Origin of the sequence: Stenotrophomonas sp. PFBMAA-4, from assembly GCF_030053215.1 — a bacterium.
Classification (GTDB): domain Bacteria; phylum Pseudomonadota; class Gammaproteobacteria; order Xanthomonadales; family Xanthomonadaceae; genus Stenotrophomonas.
Genome location: NZ_JASGBW010000038.1, coordinates 12,743 through 32,051 on the forward strand (window position 1 = coordinate 12,743; position 19,309 = coordinate 32,051).

A 19,309-nucleotide genomic window follows, 5' to 3' on the forward strand; every position below is an offset into this window, starting at 1 on the left:
CGGCACCTGCCCTACGGCCCGCGTGGTGTCCGCCACGCTTTCACCGGCCGCGCCTGCTCGTCCATGCGTACGGTCACCACCCGGTGCCGGCGCAGGGTATGCATCACCTGGGCGGGGGCCTGCAGCCGTTCCCGCACTGCCGCGTCGGCCACGTCCGAGCGGCGCAGGCGGCGGTCGGCATCGGCGAAACGGGCACGGTTGTACTCGGCCCAGCCGATGAGCAGCAGCCCGCACAGCAGCGCGATGATCGGCAGCGCGGCGAGAATGAAGGGGTCGACCGCGTTGCGGTGCAGGTACAGCCGGTCCCAGCCCGCCTGCAGGCCCAGGACCCAGGCGACCAGCGTGACCAGCGGCACCCACAGCCAGGCGTAGGCCGACCACGCCAGCAGGGTGGCTGCGCGCTGCAGGAAGCGCTTCTGGCGCGCCAGCCGCTCGGGCCGGACGATGACAGGTGGTGGCGTCATGAAACCCCCCGATCCGGGCTGATCCAGCGTGCGCGGCGTTGCTGCCGCCAGGAGAGCAAGGTGCGCGGCAGGGCCACCACCGCGGCGGCCATACCGATGGTCCAGAAAGCGAGCGGATACCAGATGACCCAGTAGAACTGGCGCGCCAGGCCGCGTTCGTAGCGGCGTTCGATCAGCAGGCTGGTGCCGAACTGCAGCAGGCACACCAGGGCCAGCACGACGCCGTGCCAGCGCGGCAGCAGCGTATCCACGTAGAGGGCGCGGGGCAGGGGCATCACCTTGCCGAGCAGCCACAGCAGCACGATGACCAGCATGGTGTAGGCCCAGGCCAGGCTCAGGGCGTATTCCAGCAGTACGCCCCACATCCGCCGCCGCCGCCACGACAGCACCCTGCGCCCGTGCTGCAGCAGGACTTCGACGCCGCCGCGTGCCCAGCGCAGGCGCTGCTGCCACAGGCCGCCTACGGTTTCAGGCATCAGCACCCAGCTCAGCGCATTGGGTTCGTAGCGGATGTCCCAGCCATCCAGTTGCAGGCGCCAGGAGATGTCGATGTCTTCGGTGACCATGCGGTCGTTCCAGAAGCCCACCCGATGCAGCGCGGTGCGGCGGAACGCGCAGACGGCACCGGACAGGGTGAACAGCCGGCCGTACACGCGCTGGGCGCGCTTGATCAGGCCGATGATGGCCGAGAACTCGCCCACCTGCATGCGGGCCAGCAGGGTGGTGCGGTTGCGTACGCGCGGGTTGCCGGTGACCGCGCCAACCCGCGGCCCATCGATCAGGTGGCCCACCATCCAGCGCGTTGCATGCGGGTCCAGCAGCACATCGGCATCCACGCAGACCAGGTATTCCGAACGCGCGGCCAGTGCACCGATGCGCAGCGCATTGGCCTTGCCCTGGTTCTGTTCCAGGTGCACCACGCGCAGGTTCGGATACTGCGGCAGCAGGCTCTCCAGCACGGTGGCGCTGTCATCGCTGCTGCCATCGTTGATGGCGATGATTTCCAGCCGCGGGTAAACCTGTGCAGCGATCGCGTGGATCGTGTCTGCGATGTGCCGCGCCTCGTTGAAGCAGGGCACCAGCACGCTGACCGGCGGCTCACTGTGCAATGGCGGGGGCGCGTCAGGGAGCGGCGCACCGCGTTCGCGGCGCAGGTAGTAGTAGATGCCGCCGACCATCCAGAAAAAGGCCATCACGACCGGATAGAAGAAGGCGAAGTTGAACAGCAGCGTGACGAGTGAAACGTTTTCCATCCACGACATCGGCACTCCCCGCAGGCACGCTGCGGCACACCACCGCAGCGGACTCGACCATGCCCAGCGGTTTGTAAACCGGGCGTGGTTGTCTGAACCATCCAGTCAGGAAGCAGGGTGCCGCGCCCGCTGCCACGGGCCTGCGCCGGCATGAACACATGAGCGTCGATGAAGGCGCTGGCGATTGTTCCTGAACGGGCGGAGCGTTACCGTAGAGCCCTCTGTCTTTGATGTCCGATGCTGTGAACCGCGCGTCTGCCCCCGGCCTGGAAGCCTTGTTGAACCGTCCCTCGGCAGCGGTGCTGCCCGCGCCGCTGCGCGAAGCCCTGCTGCAGTGGTGGGACGCTGCCGATACCTCGCACGAGATGCGTGGCAGCAGCCTGTCGATACTGGCCGATACGCTGGACGCACTGGCCCTGCTGTCGGCCGACGAAGGCGCGGTGCTGGCCGCCCTGCTGTTCGACCTGCCGGGCCTGCGCGCGCACCTGGACGCGCTGCCGCTGGGCAGCCACAAGGCCGCGGTGGCCGGGCTGCTGGACGGCCAGGACGCGGCTGATCCGGTCTGGGCACTGCATGCCGGCCGCGAAGCCGGGCGCAACAGCGAAGGCCTGCGCCGGTTGCTGCTGGCCATCATCCACGACCTGCGGGTGGTGCCGATCCTGCTGGCCCGCCAGCTGGCGCGCATGCGTGCGGCCGACAAGCTGGATGAGGAGCAGCGCCGCGCGCTGGCCCAGCTGACCCGTGACATCCATGCCCCGCTGGCCAACCGCCTGGGTATCTGGCAGTTGAAGTGGGAGCTGGAGGACCTGGCGTTCCGCCACCTGGAGCCGGACACCTACCGCCGCATCGCGCGCGAGGTGGACGAAACGCGCATCGCCCGCGAACGCTACGTCGAGCACGTCAAGAAGACGCTGTCGCGCGAACTGGCCGCGCAGGGCATCCACGCTGAAGTGAGCGGGCGGCCCAAGCACATCTACAGCATCTGGCGGAAGATGCAGAAGAAGCGGCTGGCCTTCGACCAGCTGTACGACATCCGTGCGGTGCGGGTGATGGTGGACGATGTGGCCGCCTGCTACGCCGCGCTGGGCGTGGTGCACGCACTGTGGGCGCCGGTGCCCAGCGAGTTCGATGACTACATCGCCCGCCCCAAGGCCAACGACTATCGTTCGCTGCATACCGCCGTGGTCGGCCCGGAAGGGCGCACCATTGAAGTGCAGATCCGCACCCATGACATGCACGCGCAGGCCGAGCTGGGCGTGGCCGCGCACTGGAAGTACAAGGAAGGCAGCAAGGGCGCGGAAAAAGCCTTTGATCGCAAGATCACCTGGATGCGGCAGCTGCTGGAGCAGGCGCAGGAAGGGCAGGGCAACGAACTGGCTGGCGCGCTGGATGCCGAGCTGACCGAAGACCGGGTCTACGCGCTGAGCCCCAAGGATGAGGTGCTGGACCTGCCGCAGGGCGCCACGCCGCTCGATTTCGCCTACCAGGTGCACACCATGGTGGGCCACCGCTGCCGGGGCGCCAAGGTCAATGGCCGCATCGTGCCGCTCACCTACCGCCTGCGCAGCGGCGACCGCGTGGAGATCCTGACCGGCAAGGAGGCCGATCCCCGCCGCGACTGGCTGATGCCGGCGCTGGGCTTCCTGGCCAGCAACCGCTCGCGCGAAAAGGTGCGCAGCTGGTTCCACAAGCTTGACCGTGCACGCAACGTGCAGGCCGGCCGCGAGCTGCTGGAGCGCGAGCTGAAGCGGCTGGGCCTGCAGCATTCAGACCTGGCAGCGGCGGCGAAGAAGTTCCACGCCGACAGCATCGACGACCTGTACATCCAGGTGGCGCTGGGCGATACGGGCCCCAACCAGGTCAGCCGCGCGCTGCTGGAAGCCGAGCGTGCGGCCAGCCAGCCGGCGCCTGCGCCGACCCTGCCGCGGCCGACTGCGCGCCGCGAGAACCTGGGCAATTCCAAGTTCACCGTGCAGGGCGTGGGCAACCTGCTGGTGCAGCTGGCGCGCTGCTGCCAGCCGGTGGCGGGCGAACCCATCGTCGGCTACCTGACCCGTAGCCGGGGTGTCACCGTGCATCGTGCAGACTGCGCGGCGCTGGCACGGCTTGCCGCCGCCAGCCCGCAGCGCATCCTGCCGGTGGAATGGGGCCAGGCCGGCGGCGGCTACGAAGTGGACGTTGTGGTCAGCGCGGTCGACCGCCGCTGGCTGCTGAAGGACATCACCAACCTGATCGCACAGGAAGACGCGTACGTGCTCGACATCCACAGCGACAACGTGCGCAACAGCGGCCGCGCGCACCTGCGCCTGCGCCTGAAGGTGACCGATTACGGCCAGCTGTCGAACCTGCTGGGCAAGCTGGATGCCCTGCCGGGCGTGAGCGAGGCGCGTCGTCTGGGCTGAGCTTCACGCTGCCCCGACTACCCTGCACGCATGGAACGCGAGCCCCCGCATCGCCGCCACGGCGCCGACCACCCCGCGCTGGACCGCGTTCGCCGCGAGGGGCGCTGGTGGTGGCTGCAGGCGCGCCATGCGCGCCGGGTCTGGCGCTGGGCACTGCTGGCGGCGGTGCTGGTGTTCGTGGCGCTGGTGCTGCTGCGCAGGCCGCTGGCGGACTGGTTCTGGGACGAACCGCAGATCGAACAGCTGCTGGCCGAGGGCGACCGCGCGCTGGCCGCGGGGCGCTTGAGCGCCGACGACGGCAGCGGCGCACGCGAACGCTACCAGGCCGCGCTGGCCCTCGATGGCGACCGCCTGCAGGCGCGACAGGGCCTGGCACGCACGGGGGCGGCGGCATTGCGGCAGGCCGGCGAGCGGCTGCAGGCCGATGACCTGGACGGCAGTGCAAAGGCGCTGGCCCTGGCCCGCGAACTGCAGGTGCCGCAGGGCCAGGCCGATGCCGTGGCGCAGCAGCTGCAGGCACGGCGCAGTGCAGGTGCCGGTATCGGCGCATTGCTGGCACAGGCGCGCAATGCCTTCGCGGCCGGCCGTCTGGATGACGGCGACAGCAGCGCACTGCCGTTGTTCCAGCGCATCCTGGCCCTGCAGCCGGACAACCTGCCGGCGCTCGAAGGGCGCGAGGACGCGCTGAGTGACCTGCTGCAGCGCGCACGGGCGCTGGCCGCACGCGGCGAGCTGGCACAGGCCGCGGCGCTGCTGCAGCGCGCGCGCCAGTTTGATGCCGGGCACAGCGATCTGCCGGCCAGCCAGGAAGCGCTGGCACGTGCGCTGGACCAGCGCCTGCGGCAGGGCCAGCGCGCGCTGAAACAGCAGAAGCTGGAGGCCGCGGCCGACGCCTTCGAGGCGGTGCTGGCGGTGGCGGCCGATGATCCCAATGCGCTGCGCGGCCGCGAGCAGAGTGCGCAGGCACTGCTGGCGCGCAGCCAGCGCCACGCTGCCGATTTCCAGTTCGAAGCGGCCGAGGCCGACCGTGCGCGGGCCGCTGCACTGGGCGCATCGCAGGCGGCCCTGCAGCAGGCCGCGCAGCGCATCCAGCGTGCGCAGCAGGCCCGGCAGGCGCAGCAGCAACCCACCTTGAGCGCGGCCCAGCGCGAGCGGCAGCTGCGCGACCGCCTGCGCCAGATCGACCGCGCCGAACGCGAAGGACGCTGGATCAGCCCGCCCGGGCACAGCGCGTTCGACGCACTGCGCGAGGCGCAGTCACTGGCCCCGCGCGATGCCCGCGTCAGGGCGGCCGCTGCGCGCCTGTTGCCGGCCAGCCGGCAGTGTTTCAATGACAACCTGCGGCAGAACCGGGTACAGGCTGCGGGCGCCTGCCTGCAGGCGTGGCAGACGCTGGCGCCGACCGCACCGGGCCTGCCGTCGGCACGGGTGCGGCTGGCGCAGCGCTGGCTGGCCATCGGCAGCGAGCGCCTGGGCCGCGGCGACGTGGCCTTCGCCGAGGCCGCCGTTGCCCAGGTGCGCCAGCTGCAGCCGGACCTGCCGGAACTGGACGCGTTCGAGCAGCGCCTGCGGCAGGTGGGAGCGGAATCCTGGCGGCGTTGACCCTGCGCCGTGGAGGGGAGTCGGGTATAGTCCAGCGGCTCCAACTTCCCCCGTCTGGCCATGTTTCGCATAGCGTTCAAAGCAACTGTCGGCTGGAGCATGGTGCCGGCGATGCGGTGGGCCCGATGATCCAGCAATCACCCGCGTGCCTGTCCGCCACCGACGCGTCCCGCGTCTGCGCAGTGATCGTCACCTACGGACCGGACCCGGTGCTGTTGCAGCGCGTGGTCGACAGCGTGCTGCAGCAGGTCGGCCATCTGGTCGTGTTCGACAATGGCAGTGGCGATGTCGATGTCACCGCGATCCTGGGCGACAGGACCGGCGTCACCCTGGTGGCTTCGCCCCGCAACGTAGGGCTCGGCTGCGCGCTGAACCGCGCGTACGAAACGGCCGACGCACTGGGTTTCGACCACGTGCTGTTGATGGACCAGGACAGTGTGCTGGCGCCAGGCATGGTCGATGTGTTGTGGACGGCGCTGGTCGAGCTGGCGCAGGACGGGCCGGTGGCTGCGGTCGGGCCGCAGTTCCGCGATTCACGCAGTGGCGTGCTGGCACCGTTCGTGCGTTTCGGTTTCCCGCTCAACCACAAGCTGCGCGGTGGGCCGGGGCAGCGCGTGTCGTGCGACTTCCTCATCACCTCCGGCTCGCTGGTGCCGATGAAGGCGCTGCAGGCCATCGGCCCGATGGACGAGGGGCTGTTCATCGACAACCTCGACATGGACTGGTGTTTCCGCGCCAAGCGCGCCGGCTATGCGCTGTACGGCATCTGCGACGCGCAGATGAGCCACAGCATCGGCGAGGAGCTGCTGCCTTCGCGCGCGAAGGCGGACGGGGTGATCGTGCACAAGCCGTTCCGGCTGTACTTCATCATGCGCAACCGGGTGCTGCTGTACGCCCGCGCCTACACCCCGCGCGTATGGATCGCCCAGGACATTCCGCGGCTGCTGCTGAAGCTGGTGGGCAATGGCCTGTTCCTGGCCCCGCGCTGGGTTCGACTGCGGTTCATGTTGAAGGGCCTGTGGGACGGCGTGCGGGGCGTGACGGGCGGGCTGCCACCGGGCAGTCGCTGAACAGGCCCAATTGCAGACCTTTCCTGCGGGAAGGGCTGGGGTAGACTCGCCTGACCCTACATTCCCGCATTCCCGTGCCCCGACGCTACGATTCCGACGACATCGACGATTCCGACGACGACCTGCAGGACTCCGGACCGCTGTGGCGCCGCCGGCTGATCACCTGGACCATGGCGGCAGTCGCGCTGGGACTGGGTTTCCTGATCCCCTATACGCTGTACCTGAATCAACAGGTCACCCAGCGTTTCGGCGAGCTGCGCTGGCAGATTCCGACCCGTGTCTACGCGCGCCCGCTGGTGCTCGTGCCCGGCAAGGCCATGGATGCGGCCACGCTGAAGACCGAACTGGCCGCCTCGGCCTACCGTGATGATGGACAGGGCAAGGACCCGGCCACCTACGCGGTGCAGGGCGGGCGCTTCACCATCTCCAGCCGCGGCTACAACGATGTCGATGGCCACGTCGCCGCCAAGCGGGTGGAACTGTCGCTGTCCGGCGGCAGCATCGCCTCGCTGCGTGATGCCGATTCGCGCAAGGCGCTGAAAGCGGCCCGCCTCGATCCGGCGCGCATCGCCACGCTGTACGGGCAGAAGCAGGAAGAGCGCCGCCTGATCCGCATGAACGAAGCGCCGGACCTGCTGGTGACCGGCCTGCAGGCGGTGGAGGACAAGGACTTCAACCGCCATCACGGCATCGACCTGTCCGGCATCGCGCGTGCGGTGTGGGTGACCATCCGTTCCGGTGGCCAGAGCCGCCAGGGCGCATCCACGCTGACCCAGCAGCTTGCCCGCAGCGGCCTGCTCGGCATCGGCAAGGAGCAGACCCTCACCCGCAAGTTCAATGAAGTGCTGTATGCGCTGATCATGGAAGCGCGCTACGACAAGCGCACCATTTTCGAGGCGTACCTCAACCAGGTGTATCTGGGCCAGCGCGGCAGCCAGGCGATCCACGGCATGTCCTCCGGCGCCGAGTTCTGGTTCGGCCGCGACCTGTCCTCGCTGGACACCGAGCACATCGCGCTGCTGATCGGCCTGGTCAAGGGCCCGTCCTACTACGACCCGCGACGCAACCCGGAACGGGCGACCGACCGCCGCAACTTCGTGCTGGGCAAGCTGCACGAAGCAACGCTGATCGATGACGCCGAGTACCAGCGTGCGCTGAAGGCGCCGCTGGGCGTGCCCAAGAGCCCGGGCCTGGTGGCGGCCAACCGCTTCCCGGCCTACGTCGACCTGGTGCGGCGCCAGCTCGGCCATGACTACCCCGAATCGGCCCTGCAGGGCGCCGGCCTGAGCGTGATGTCCGGCATGTCGCCGTCCGCGCAGGCCTACGCCGAAGGCGCGGTGACCCGCACCATCAAGTCGCTGGAAAGCAAGCGTCGCCCCGAGCTGCAGGCCGGCCTGGTGATGACCGACGTGCACAACGGCGACGTGGTGGCGGTGATCGGCAGCCGCGAGGTGTCCGAAGTCGGCTTCAACCGCGCGATCGAGGCACAGCGCCCGGTGGGTTCGCTGCTGAAGCCGTTCGTGTACCTGCTGGCCCTGGCCCAGCCCAACCGCTATTCGCTGGCCAGCTGGGTGGACGATTCGCCGGTGACGGTGCAGCTCGGCCGCGGCCGCAACTGGAGCCCGGGCAACGCGGACAACCGCAGCCACGGCACGGTGCGCCTGATCGATGCGCTGGCCCATTCCTACAACCAGGCCACGGTGCGCGTTGGCATGGATGTGGGCCCGGAGCGGGTGACCCAGCTGATCCACGTGCTGGCCGGCATCAAGGCCGATCCCAATCCGGCGGTGATCCTCGGCTCGACCGACCAGAGCCCGTACGCGATGGCCCAGCTGTACCAGTTCCTGGCGTCCGGCGGCGAGATCCAGCCGCTGCATGCCGTGCGTGGCGTGCTTGATCCGCAGGGCAAGCTGCTCAAGCGCTACGACAAGACCCCGGCACCGGCCCAGGAAGGCGATTCGATTGCCGCCAACCTGATCAGCATCGGCCTGCAGCAGGTGGTGGCCAGCGGCACCGCGCAGCGCCTGAACGCCGATGGCCTGGGCCGCCTGCAGCCGGCCGGCAAGACCGGTACCACCAACGATGGCCGCGACAGCTGGTATGCCGGTTACACCGGTGACCACCTGGCGGTGATCTGGATGGGCAACGACCAGAACGAGCAGGCTGGCCTGTACGGCGCCACCGGCTCGATGCGGGTCTGGTCGGGCATCTTCCAGCGCCTGCCGAGTGCGCCGCTGAAGGTCAGCAACAAGGGCCTGGACTGGCAGTCGGTGGCTGGCACCGGTACCAACAGCACCGATGAAGGCTGCCCCGACGCCCGTCGTTTCCCGTTCGTGGTCGGCTACGCGCCGGCCTACGCGCCCTGCGCCCCGGCCGCATTGCCGGAGGAGCAGGGAGGCGAGAGCGAAGGCGGCGGCTGGCGCAGCTGGTTCGGCCTGGACCGCAAGCAGGAACCGCCGGCCGAGCCGGCGGCAGCGCCTGCCACCGCCACTCCTCCTCCCAGCCGGTGATGCCGATGACCCTTCGTTCCCTGTATCCGCTGCTGGCCGTGACCGGCCTGAGCCTGGCGCTGGCCGCCTGCGTGAGCAGCCCGCCGCCGGCCGCCAAGCCGGTGGCCACGACCACGCCGGCGCAGCGCCTGGCCGCCGTGGAAGCGGCAGCGGGCCCGGACGACAAGGAACTGTCGGTACAGCCGCTGCGTGATCCGCAGGTGGAAGACCTGCGCCAGACCGCGCTGGCCCAGCGCCAGGGCAACGACCTGGCAGCGGCCGCGGGCAGCCTGGACCAGGCCTTGCAGATCGTGGCCGGCGACCCGGCGGTGTTGCAGGAACGCGCGGAGATCGCGCTGCTGCAGGGCCAGTGGGCCGAGGCGGAGGCTTTCGCGCGCAAGGCGGTGGGCCTGGGGTCGAAGACGGGCCCGCTGTGCCGCCGGCACTGGGCGACGATCGAGCAGTCGCGCCTGGCGCGCGGCGAGAAGGAGAATGCGGTGTCGGCGCATTCGCAGATTGAAGGGTGCACGGTGCCGGGGATCAAGCGGTACTGAGTTTCCAGCCAACGGCGCAGCCCCTCGTGGCTGGCCGGTCGGTAGAGTCGACTGTTAGTCGACTGGCCTTGCGAGGTGGGCCGGGCGGTTGGGCTGCGCAGGGGACGCTGCAAGTCCCCCTCCGGGGCCCGGCCCAGCCGCTGGCGGCTGTGCGTTCGGTCGCTCGCGAAGCAGTGCTTCGCAAGCAGAGCGCCCTCACCCCTGTAAGCTCGGTCGCCGCATCCATGCGGCTCACGCCCCTGCGCAGCCCACCCGCCCGGCCTCTGACAGTGTCCGTGTGCGTCCAGCCACGGAAAAGAAAATACAAATCAAAAGCGGGTCGCGCGCTGCGCGCACTCGCCGTGGGGTCGGATCCGTTTTCCGCAGGAAAACGGCTCCGATCCCTTCTTGTTTCCGTTACATCACCGCTTCCAGATGCCAGTCGAGCAAGCTCGACTCTACGAAGCAGGTCCATCCGTCGCCGGGAAGCTGTCGAGGGTGGGGCGGGAGGGGCAGGCAGGACCGTTGGCGCCATGGATGGCGCCATCGAGCCCCCATGGATGGGTTTACGGCGTGTCCTGCCTGTCCCTCCCGCCCCGCCCAGCACGCAGCAACCCAGAGCCATGAACACCGCTGTTGCTGTTGCCGTTGCCTACGCTCTGGCTTGAAACGGGTGCCGGGCAGCGCCCGGCCGGGTATCCTTCCTGTCTGATGTCCGACCTCGTCCATGCCAGCCGCGAAGCGCTCAGCGAAGGCGGCGCGCTCGCCTCGCACCTGGATGCCTTCGTCCCGCGTCCCGCGCAGCTGCGCCTGACCGAGGCCATCGCCGATGCGCTGCAGCAGCGCGATCTGCTGCTGGCCGAAGCCGGCACCGGTACCGGCAAGACCTTCGCCTACCTGGTGCCGGTGCTGCTGTCCGGCCTGCGCACCATCATCTCCACCGGCACCCGTGCGCTGCAGGACCAGCTCTACCATCGTGACCTGCCGCGCGTGCGCCAGGCGCTGGGCGTCGGCCTGCGCAGCGCGCTGCTGAAGGGCCGCGCCAACTACCTGTGCCGCTACCGGTTGCAGCAGGCACGGGGCGAACCGCGCTTTTCCAGCCCCGAACAGGCCGCGCAGTTCCAGCGCATCCTCGCCTGGTCCGGTCGCTCCCAGTTCGGTGACATCGCCGAGCTGGATGGACTGGCCGACGATTCGCCGCTGCTGCCCATGGTGACCTCCACCGTCGACAACTGCCTGGGGACCGACTGCCCGTTCTGGGACGACTGCTTTGTCGTGCACGCGCGGCAGCGCGCGCAGGCGGCCGACGTGGTGGTGGTCAACCACCACCTGCTGCTGGCCGACCTGGCCCTGAAGCAGGATGGCTTCGGCGAACTGCTGCCGGGTGCGCAGGCGTTTGTCATCGATGAGGCGCACCAGTTGCCCGAACTTGCCGCGCAGTTCTTCGGCGAAGGCTTCGGCATGCGCCCATGGCAGGAACTGGGCCGCGACTGCCTGGCCGAGGCGCGTGGCGTGGGCGGGGCGCAGTCGGCGCTGCAGGACCCCGTCGACCAGCTGCAGCAGGCGCTGCTGGCGCTGCGCCTGGCGATGGAAGGGCTGCCGTCGCGTGGCACGCAGTGGCGCGCGCTGGCGATGCCGCAGGTACGCGAGGGCTTCGATATGGCCATGAGCTGCCTGGTGGCGCTGGAACAGGCGCTGCAGCCGCTGCGCGAAGCCGCCGCCGGACTTGATGCCTGCCACGCCCGCGCCCGCGAAGCGGTTTCGCGGCTGGCGCGCTGGCTGGGCGACGACGAACCCACCCTGGATTTCGATACCGACCCGGCCGAGCTGGCGCGTGCCGCCGACGTGCTCTGGTACGAACTCACGCCGCGCGGTTTCCGCTGCCAGCGCACGCCGATGGATGTGTCCGGGCCGCTGCGCGAGCACCGCGAGCGCAGCCGCGCGGCCTGGATCTTCACCTCGGCCACGCTGACCGTGGGCGGGGGCTTCGAGCACATCACCACCCGCCTGGGCCTGGATGATCCGCACACGCTGGTCCAGCCGAGTCCGTTCAACTGGCCCGAGCAGGCGCTGTGCTATCTGCCTGAAGGCCTGCCCGATCCGGCGGCGCGCGGCTTCGGCACGGCGCTCATCCAGGCCCTGCGGCCGGTGCTGCAGGCCTCGCAGGGCAGGGCATTCCTGCTGTTTGCCTCGCACCGTGCGCTGCGCGAGGCGGCCGAGGCGCTGCGCGATGGGCCGTGGCCGTTGTTCGTGCAGGGCGAGGCGCCGCGCGCCACGTTGCTGCAGCGCTTCCGCGATTCCGGCAACGGCGTGCTGCTCGGCTCGGCCAGCTTCCGCGAAGGCGTGGACGTGGTGGGCGAGGCGCTGAGCGTGGTGGTGATCGACAAACTGCCGTTCGCCGCGCCGGATGACCCGGTCTATGAAGCACGGCTGGAGGCGATCCGCAGCCAGGGCGGCAATCCGTTCCGCGACGAGCAGTTGCCGCAGGCGGTGATCGCCCTCAAGCAGGGCGTGGGCCGGCTGATCCGCAGCGAGACCGATCGCGGCGTGCTGGTGCTGTGTGACCCGCGCCTGCTCAACCGCGGCTATGGCCGGGTGTTCCTCGATTCCCTGCCGCCGTTCCGCCGCACCCGCGCGCTGGCCGATGTGCAGGCCTTCTTTGCGCCACAATGGTCCCCCGTGGCCGAGGACGCCGCCGCCCCGACCGCCCCGGCCCCCGCGCCGGGTCCGGAGCCGGCCCCCGGTGCCACGTTCCCCCTGTTCTGACCCGATGCGTCCTGATCCGATCCGATGAAACTGCTCGCCTTTGAAACCGCCACCGAAGCCTGTTCCGTTGCCCTGCATGTCGATGGGCAGGTGCTGGAGCGCTTCGAGATCGCACCGCGCCGCCATGCCGAACTGAGCCTGCCGTGGGCCGAGGCGCTGCTGGCTGAGGCCGGCATCAGCCGCCGCCAGCTGGATGGCATCGCGCTCAGTCGGGGCCCCGGCGCGTTCACCGGCGTGCGCCTGGCGATCGCGATCGCGCAGGGCATCGCGCTGGCACTGGACCGGCCGCTGCTGCCGGTATCGACGCTGCAGGTGCTGGCGCTGCGTGCGCCGGCGGAAGAAGACCAGATCCTGTCGGCGATCGATGCGCGGATGGGCGAGTTGTACGTTGCGCGCTTCGAGCGTGTGGACGGTCTGCCGGTGGCGCGCGATGCCGAGCGCGTCTGCGCACCGGCGGCGGTGGCGCTGCCGGACGGGCTGCAGGCCTACGGTGTCGGCACCGGTTTCGGCGCGGCCGAGGGCGCGCTGGTGGCACAGCTCGGCGCGGGCCTGCGTGGCTTCGATGCAGCAGCATTGCCTCGCGCATCGGACGTGCTGGCGCTGGCGGTGCCCGCGTTCGCCCGTGGCGAAGGCATGGCGGCGGAGAAGGTCGAGCCGGCCTATCTGCGTGACAACGTCGCGCTGACCCTGGTCGAGCAGCAGGCCGCCCGCGAGGCGAAGGCGAAAGCCAACGGCTGAGCCCCTCGTGGCTGAAGATCGGTAGAGTCGACTGTTAGTCGACTGCAACAGCCGCGCTGGGTCGGGCGGGTGGGGTGCGCAGGGGACGCTGCAAGTACGTCCATGTAAGCTCGTAGGCGCCATCCATGGCGCCTGCGCCCCTGCGCAACCCACCCGCCCGACCTCTGACAGTTTCCGTGCGCGTCCGCCACGGAAAATCGAAAAAGAAAAGTCAAAGTCAAAAGCATCCACGCGTTGCGTGGATGTGTGTCGACCAAGGTCGACACCTACCAAGAGCGAGGATGCGCCGCGATCTGTCAGAGGTGGGGCGGTGTGGGCTTGCAGGACCGCAGGCGCCATGGATGGCGCCTACGAGCCCCCATGGACGGGTTTACGGCGTGTCCTGCAAGCCCACACCGCCCCGCCAGACCCACAGCCCAACCGCCGCTTTTGACGTTGAAGTTGACGTTGACGTTGACGTCCAGCGGGTCCGGGCCGCAGGCCCGGGCAACAGAGAACTTACTGGTCGTCGCGCAGTTCGCCACCCGGCAGGAACACCCACGTCCGGGTCACCTGCAGGATATCCACGCCATCATCCGTCTTCGGCAGCGCCGGGAATGGCTGCGCCAGACTGATCACCCGCAAGGCCGCCTCATCCAGCAACGGTGTACCACTGGATTTCAGGATGCGGCTGCTTTCCACGCTGCCATCGCGGCGCACCCCCACGCTGATCACCACCTGGCCGCCCAGCCGGCGCTGGCGCGCTTCGTCCGGGTAGTTCAGGTTGCCCACCTGCTCGGCGCGGTCCACCCACGCACGCAAATAGTTGGCATAGGCGTATTCGCGCGTGCTGGCCGAGACGAACTTGCGGTTCGGGCGCTTGGCATACTGCGCCGAGCGCAGGTGCACCTCGGCGGCGAGCCGGGCCATTTCTGCATCACGCTGCTCGCGCGCGGTCTGCGCCGCATCCGGCGTAGGTTCCAGCGGGGTGGGGCGGGCCTGCGCCTGCGCCACGGTGTCCTCGCCATTGCGGCTGCTGACCACCCGCGCCTGCGGTGGCGGCACCGGCGCGGCCGACTGCTGTTGCTGCGGCACCGGGCTCAGCCCGGCCTGGGCCTGCGGCACGATGCCGGTCTGGTTGTCACGCGGGCGCTGCGCACGGTCATGCTCGCCGCCGCCTTCCTGGCTGGCCGCCGCCAGGAAATCGGCCTGCTTCGGCGTCAGCGCCGTGCGCGTCTGGCTGAAGATCACCTCCAGCGTCGGCACCAGCGGCGCCTCGCCCTTGACGGCAAAGCCCACGCCCAGGATCAGCAGGGCGTGGACGATGACCGACAGGGCAAGGGTGGCCCCCAGCCGCTGCGCTTCGCGCGGCGGCGGGGCCAGCACAGCAGGTGCGGCGTCCATCAGCGCAGGCCGGCCTCGATCGCGTCGAACAGGGTGCCGGCGATGTTCAGGCCGTACTGCGCGTCCAGTTCGCGCACGCAGGTCGGGCTGGTCACGTTCACTTCGGTCAGGTAATCGCCGATGACATCCAGGCCGACGAAGCGCATGCCGCGGCGCTTCATCTCCGGCCCGACCTGGGCGGCGATCCAGCGGTCACGCTCGCTCAACGGGCGGCCTTCGCCGCGGCCACCGGCGGCCAGGTTGCCGCGGAACTCGTCACCCTGCGGGATGCGCGCCAAGCAGTAGTCCACCGGTTCACCGTCGACCAGCAGGATGCGCTTGTCGCCGGCGGTGATGTCGGGGATGAACTTCTGGGCCAGCGCCAGCTTGCGGCCGCCGTCGGTCAGGGTTTCCAGGATCACATTCAGGTTCGGATCGCCCTGGCCGCTGCGGAAGATGGAGCGACCGCCCATGCCGTCCAGCGGCTTCAGCACGGCCTGGCCGTGTTCCAGGGCGAAGGCCTTCAGCGCCTTGGCGTCGCGGCTGACCAGGGTCGGCGGGCAGCACTGCGGGAACAGGAGGGCGGCCAGCTTCTCGTTGTAGTCGCGCAGGCCCTGCGGGTTGTTGACCACGCAGGCGCCGGCAGCGGCGGCCACGTCCAGCACCTGGGTGTCATAGACGTATTCGGCATCCACCGGCGGGTCCTTGCGCATCAGCACGATCTGGCCGGGGCCGAATACGGTGCGGCTGAATGCGCCAAGCTCGTACCAGCCAGCGGGGTCGTCGCGGACCTGCAGCGGGGCGGTCTGGGCCACGGCCACGCCGCCTTCCAGCGCCAGGCCGCCCGGCCGCACGTAGTGCAGGGCGTGGCCGCGGCGCTGGGCTTCCAGCAGCATGGCGAACGTGGTGTCCTTGGCGATCTTGATGTGGGCGATGGGGTCCATCACCACGATGACGTTCAACGGCATGGGTGCACCTGTCAGGCAAGGCGTTGATGGTAGCGGCAACGCCCCCCGCGTGCCTGCCCGGGGCAGTGCAACGCTGCGTCCGTCCTGCGGCCTGCGCAGTCATTGCCAAACGGGTCACGTTCAGCCAGCCGCCGACCCAAGCGCCGTGGGCGTGGCTTGAAGCGGGCGCCGGAAGTGCGATATAGATACGCCTTCGTAGCGGCCCCCAGCACAGAAGGGTCGCGCGCTTGGGGAAAGGCAATGACTGAAAACACGACTGCGGGCGGGGAGCTCGCAGGACTCCGGGTGATGGTCATCGATGACTCGAAGACCATCCGCAGGACTGCGGAAACACTGCTGAAGCGCGAAGGCTGCGAAGTAGTGACCGCGACCGATGGCTTCGAGGCCCTGGCCAAGATCGCCGACCAGCAGCCACAGATCATCTTCGTGGACATCATGATGCCCCGTCTCGACGGGTATCAGACCTGCGCGCTGATCAAGGGCAACCAGCTGTTCAAGGCGACGCCGGTGATCATGCTGTCCTCCAAGGACGGCCTGTTCGACAAGGCCCGCGGGCGCATCGTCGGCTCGGAACAGTACCTGACCAAGCCTTTCACGCGTGAAGAACTGCTGGGTGCCATCCGCACATACGTCAACGCCTGACCAGGGGGGAAAGGCACAATGGCTCGTATCGTCCTGATCGAGGATTCACCGACCGACCGCGCGGTGTTCACCCAGTGGCTGCGCCGTGCCGGCCACGAGGTGCTGGAAGCGGACAACGCTGAAGATGGCCTGCAGCTGGTGCGTGACCAGGTTCCGCAGCTGGTGCTGATGGACGTGGTCCTGCCCGGCATGAGCGGGTTCCAGGCCACCCGTGCGATGGCCCGCGACGCGGCGATCAAGCACATCCCGGTCATCATCGTCAGCACCAAGGCGATGGAAACCGACAAGGCATGGGGCCTGCGCCAGGGCGCGGCCGATTACATCGTCAAGCCGCCGCGCGAGGAAGACCTGATCGCGCGGATCAACGAACTGGTGGCCTGATGCGTTCGCCCTTCGACATTCTTGAAGCCTATGAACGGCGCAGCCTGTCCCATGCGGTGCAGCTGCCCGGGCGGCAGTTCGCCGAGGACATCTGGCGTGGCGTCGGTTTCCGCGTGGGACAGCGCCGGCTGGTATCCGATTTCCGCGAAGTGGTGGAAATCGTGCCGATGCCGCCGGTGACCCCGGTGCCCTGCGCGCAGCCCTGGCTGCTGGGCGTGGGCAACCTGCGCGGCAACCTGTTCCCGGTGGTCGACCTGAAGTATTTCCTGGAAGGCACGCGCACCGTGCAGCAGGAAGGCCAGCGCGTGCTGATCATGCGCCAGGCCGGCGGCGACGTTGCCCTGACCATCGACGAGCTGTTTGGCCAGCGCAGTTTCGAACTGGGCCAGCAGGTCCAGGCCGGCACCCTGGCCGAAGGCCGCTACGGTCACTTCGTCGATCGCGCCTTCCATGCCGATGGCTACGACTGGGGCGTATTCTCGCTCTCGTTGCTGTCGCGCACCCCTGAATTCCGGCAAGCCGCGGCCTGAGGCCGGGCAACGCCCCCTGCATTGAAGATCGAGGTTGAACGATGAGTACTGCTTCGGACGCCCCCAAGACCGGCAAGCTGCGGCTGGGCGGCAGCAACCTCTGGCTGGCCCTGCTGGCCCTGTCGATGATCCTGTTCGGTGTGAACACCGGCGTATCCACCTGGCAGGGCAGCCGCCTGGCCGACGCCGGCTCCAAGGCGGCCGACCTGCAGGTGCTCTCGCAGCAGCTGGCCAACCAGGGCCGTGACGCCGTGGGCGGCAACGCGCAGTCGTTCACCGCCTTCAAGGCCACCCGCAACGCCATCGAGCAGAACGTGTCCACGCTGCAGGGCCGCTACGGCAACGAGCCGGGCGTGTCCAAGGCGATCACCCGCCTGTCCGACACCTGGACGCCGCTGGGCAAGCAGGCTGGCCAGCTGGTGGCCAGCGAGCCGGCGGTGCTTGCGCTGGCCGGCAACGCCAACAACTTCACCGGCGCCGTGCCGGGCCTGCAGGCCCAGCTGAACGAGCTGGTGCGCGCGATGTCCGCCTCCGGTGCCCCGGCATCGCAGGTGTACAGCGCCCTGCAGCAGGTCGTGGTGGCCGGTTCGATGGCCCGTCGCGTGACCGAAATGCGCGCCGGCGGCACCGCCGCGGCCGCTTCGGGCGACGCGCTGGCCCGCGACATCACCGTGTTCTCGCAGGTGCTCGATGGCCTGCGCAACGGCAATGAAGACCTCGGCATCACCGCTGTGCGCGGTGCCGGCGCCGTGGCCGCGCTGGAACAGTCGCAGCAGAAGTGGGAGGCGATGAAGCAGGACGCCGACGCGATCCTGGCCAGCTCGCGCCAGCTGTTTGCCGCGCAGTCGGCAGCCAACGCGCTGGGCCAGGGCTCGGCGCGCATGCTGGACGACAGCCGCAAGCTGTTCGAAGCGTTCTCCTCGTTCGGCTCGGTGTCCGATACCCGCCTGTTCCCGAACTTCTGGATCGGCGTGGTGTCCGGTGCGCTGTCGCTGATCGCGATCATCGGCTTCGTCTCCACCAGCGTGCGCAGCCGTTCGCGCGAGCAGGAACTGCGTTACCAGACCCAGGTGGAATTCAACAGCCGCAACCAGCAGGCGATCATGCGGCTGCTGGACGAAATCTCCTCGCTGGGTGAGGGCGACCTGACGGTGAAGGCCTCGGTGACCGAGGACATGACCGGCGCGATCGCAGACGCGATCAACTACGCCGTGGACGAACTGCGCCACCTGGTGACCACCATCAACGACACCTCGGCCAAGGTCGCCGTGTCCACCCAGGAAACCCAGGCCACCGCGATGCAGCTGGCGGAGGCCGCCGGCCACCAGGCCAACCAGATCACCTCGGCCTCGGACCGCATCGGCGAAATCGCAGCGAGCATCGAACAGGTGTCGCGCAACTCGGCCGAGTCGGCCGACGTGGCACAGCGCTCGGTGGTCATCGCCGCCGAGGGTGCCGGCGTGGTGCGCGAAACCATCCAGGGCATGGACCAGATCCGCGACCAGATCCAGGAAACCTCCAAGCGCATCAAGCGCCTGGGCGAGTCCTCGCAGGAGATCGGCTCGATCGTGGAACTGATCAACGACATTTCCGAGCAGACCAACATCCTGGCGTTGAACGCCGCCGTGCAGGCCGCATCGGCCGGTGAAGCCGGTCGCGGTTTCGCGGTCGTGGCCGACGAAGTGCAGCGCCTGGCAGAACGTACCTCGGGTGCGACCCGACGCATCGAAAACCTGGTCCAGGCCATTCAGGCCGATACCAACGAAGCGGTCACCTCGATGGAACAGACCACCGCCGAAGTGGTGTCCGGTGCGCGCCTGGCCGAGGACGCCGGCACCGCACTGACCGAGATCGAGCGCGTGTCCAACGCCCTCAATACCCTCATCAAGAACATCTCCATCGCCGCCCAGCAGCAGTCCGCGGCGGCCTCGGACATCACCCGCACGATGGGCGTGATCCGCCAGATCACCGGCCAGACCTCGCAGGGTGCCGGTCAGACCGCCGAGTCGATCGGCCACCTGGCGCAGTTGGCGGCCGACCTGCGTCGTTCGGTCGCCGACTTCAAGCTGCCGGCGTGACGCGGGCAGGGCGGCGAGCAAGGAATCATTC

The 19,309-nt window shown here is 69.2% G+C and carries 15 protein-coding genes; 11 read left to right on the top strand and 4 right to left on the bottom strand.

From position 1 onward, the window contains the following. Positions 1 to 11 precede the first annotated feature (11 nt). Together pgaD and pgaC are read right to left on the bottom strand one after the other, a co-directional pair. Positions 12 to 464: a poly-beta-1,6-N-acetyl-D-glucosamine biosynthesis protein PgaD gene (gene pgaD / locus QMZ26_RS18840; RefSeq protein ID WP_283222340.1), complete on the bottom strand. Its 453-nt coding sequence runs from the start codon at positions 462 to 464 to the stop codon at positions 12 to 14. Next, complete coding sequence (gene pgaC, locus QMZ26_RS18845; RefSeq protein ID WP_345782699.1) at positions 461 to 1,717, bottom strand: poly-beta-1,6-N-acetyl-D-glucosamine synthase; 1,257 nt, start codon at positions 1,715 to 1,717, stop codon at positions 461 to 463. The genes pgaD and pgaC overlap by 4 nt, the downstream gene beginning before the upstream one ends. Positions 1,718 to 1,959: 242 nt before the next feature. Between pgaC and QMZ26_RS18850 the strand changes: the two genes are divergently transcribed. From QMZ26_RS18850 to tsaB, 7 genes are all read left to right on the top strand, one after another. Beyond that, positions 1,960 to 4,119: a bifunctional (p)ppGpp synthetase/guanosine-3',5'-bis(diphosphate) 3'-pyrophosphohydrolase gene (locus tag QMZ26_RS18850; protein ID WP_174214139.1), complete on the top strand. Its 2,160-nt coding sequence runs from the start codon at positions 1,960 to 1,962 to the stop codon at positions 4,117 to 4,119. Positions 4,120 to 4,149: 30 nt separating this feature from the next. Then, the gene (locus QMZ26_RS18855) at positions 4,150 to 5,721 is read left to right on the top strand and encodes a hypothetical protein (RefSeq protein ID WP_283222342.1); all 1,572 of its coding nucleotides are present in this window, start codon (positions 4,150 to 4,152) and stop codon (positions 5,719 to 5,721) included. Between the two features lie 125 nt (positions 5,722 to 5,846). After that, positions 5,847 to 6,791: a glycosyltransferase family 2 protein gene (locus QMZ26_RS18860; RefSeq protein WP_283222343.1), complete on the top strand. Its 945-nt coding sequence runs from the start codon at positions 5,847 to 5,849 to the stop codon at positions 6,789 to 6,791. A gap of 74 nt (positions 6,792 to 6,865) precedes the next feature. Continuing rightward, positions 6,866 to 9,301 (top strand): penicillin-binding protein 1B, encoded by a 2,436-nt coding sequence (gene mrcB / locus QMZ26_RS18865; RefSeq protein ID WP_079222869.1) that lies wholly within the window; start codon positions 6,866 to 6,868, stop codon positions 9,299 to 9,301. Then, entirely contained in the window at positions 9,301 to 9,834 is a 534-nt protein-coding gene (locus QMZ26_RS18870) for a hypothetical protein (protein ID WP_283222344.1), read from the top strand. Before mrcB ends, QMZ26_RS18870 begins: the two co-directional genes overlap by 1 nt. A 690-nt stretch (positions 9,835 to 10,524) precedes the next feature. Then, positions 10,525 to 12,579, top strand: a complete 2,055-nt coding sequence (locus tag QMZ26_RS18875) for an ATP-dependent DNA helicase (RefSeq protein ID WP_283222345.1) — start codon at positions 10,525 to 10,527, stop codon at positions 12,577 to 12,579. A 24-nt stretch (positions 12,580 to 12,603) separates the two neighbouring features. After that, positions 12,604 to 13,317, top strand: a complete 714-nt coding sequence (gene tsaB / locus QMZ26_RS18880; protein WP_079222866.1) for a tRNA (adenosine(37)-N6)-threonylcarbamoyltransferase complex dimerization subunit type 1 TsaB — start codon at positions 12,604 to 12,606, stop codon at positions 13,315 to 13,317. Positions 13,318 to 13,815: 498 nt separating this feature from the next. Here the strand turns inward: tsaB and QMZ26_RS18885 are convergent, their stop codons facing one another. Next, on the bottom strand, positions 13,816 to 14,700 hold the full coding sequence (locus QMZ26_RS18885) for an energy transducer TonB (RefSeq protein WP_283222346.1): 885 nt from the start codon (positions 14,698 to 14,700) through the stop codon (positions 13,816 to 13,818). Next, on the bottom strand, positions 14,700 to 15,647 hold the full coding sequence (gshB, locus tag QMZ26_RS18890; protein WP_079222864.1) for a glutathione synthase: 948 nt from the start codon (positions 15,645 to 15,647) through the stop codon (positions 14,700 to 14,702). The genes QMZ26_RS18885 and gshB overlap by 1 nt, the downstream gene beginning before the upstream one ends. A gap of 240 nt (positions 15,648 to 15,887) precedes the next feature. Here gshB and pilG point away from each other — a divergent pair, with 240 nt between their 5' ends. From pilG to QMZ26_RS18910, 4 genes are read left to right on the top strand one after another with little or no spacing between them, the layout of a single operon-like run. Continuing rightward, positions 15,888 to 16,289 carry a twitching motility response regulator PilG gene (gene pilG / locus QMZ26_RS18895; protein ID WP_005418455.1) on the top strand — a complete coding sequence of 134 codons (402 nt, stop codon included), beginning with the start codon at positions 15,888 to 15,890 and terminating at the stop codon, positions 16,287 to 16,289. A gap of 18 nt (positions 16,290 to 16,307) precedes the next feature. Further along, positions 16,308 to 16,670 (top strand): response regulator, encoded by a 363-nt coding sequence (locus QMZ26_RS18900; protein WP_079222863.1) that lies wholly within the window; start codon positions 16,308 to 16,310, stop codon positions 16,668 to 16,670. Then, positions 16,670 to 17,200, top strand: coding sequence for a chemotaxis protein CheW (locus QMZ26_RS18905; protein ID WP_108760549.1), 531 nt, complete (start codon positions 16,670 to 16,672; stop codon positions 17,198 to 17,200). Before QMZ26_RS18900 ends, QMZ26_RS18905 begins: the two co-directional genes overlap by 1 nt. A gap of 41 nt (positions 17,201 to 17,241) precedes the next feature. Then, entirely contained in the window at positions 17,242 to 19,278 is a 2,037-nt protein-coding gene (locus tag QMZ26_RS18910) for a methyl-accepting chemotaxis protein (RefSeq protein ID WP_079222861.1), read from the top strand. Positions 19,279 to 19,309: the final 31 nt, after the last annotated feature.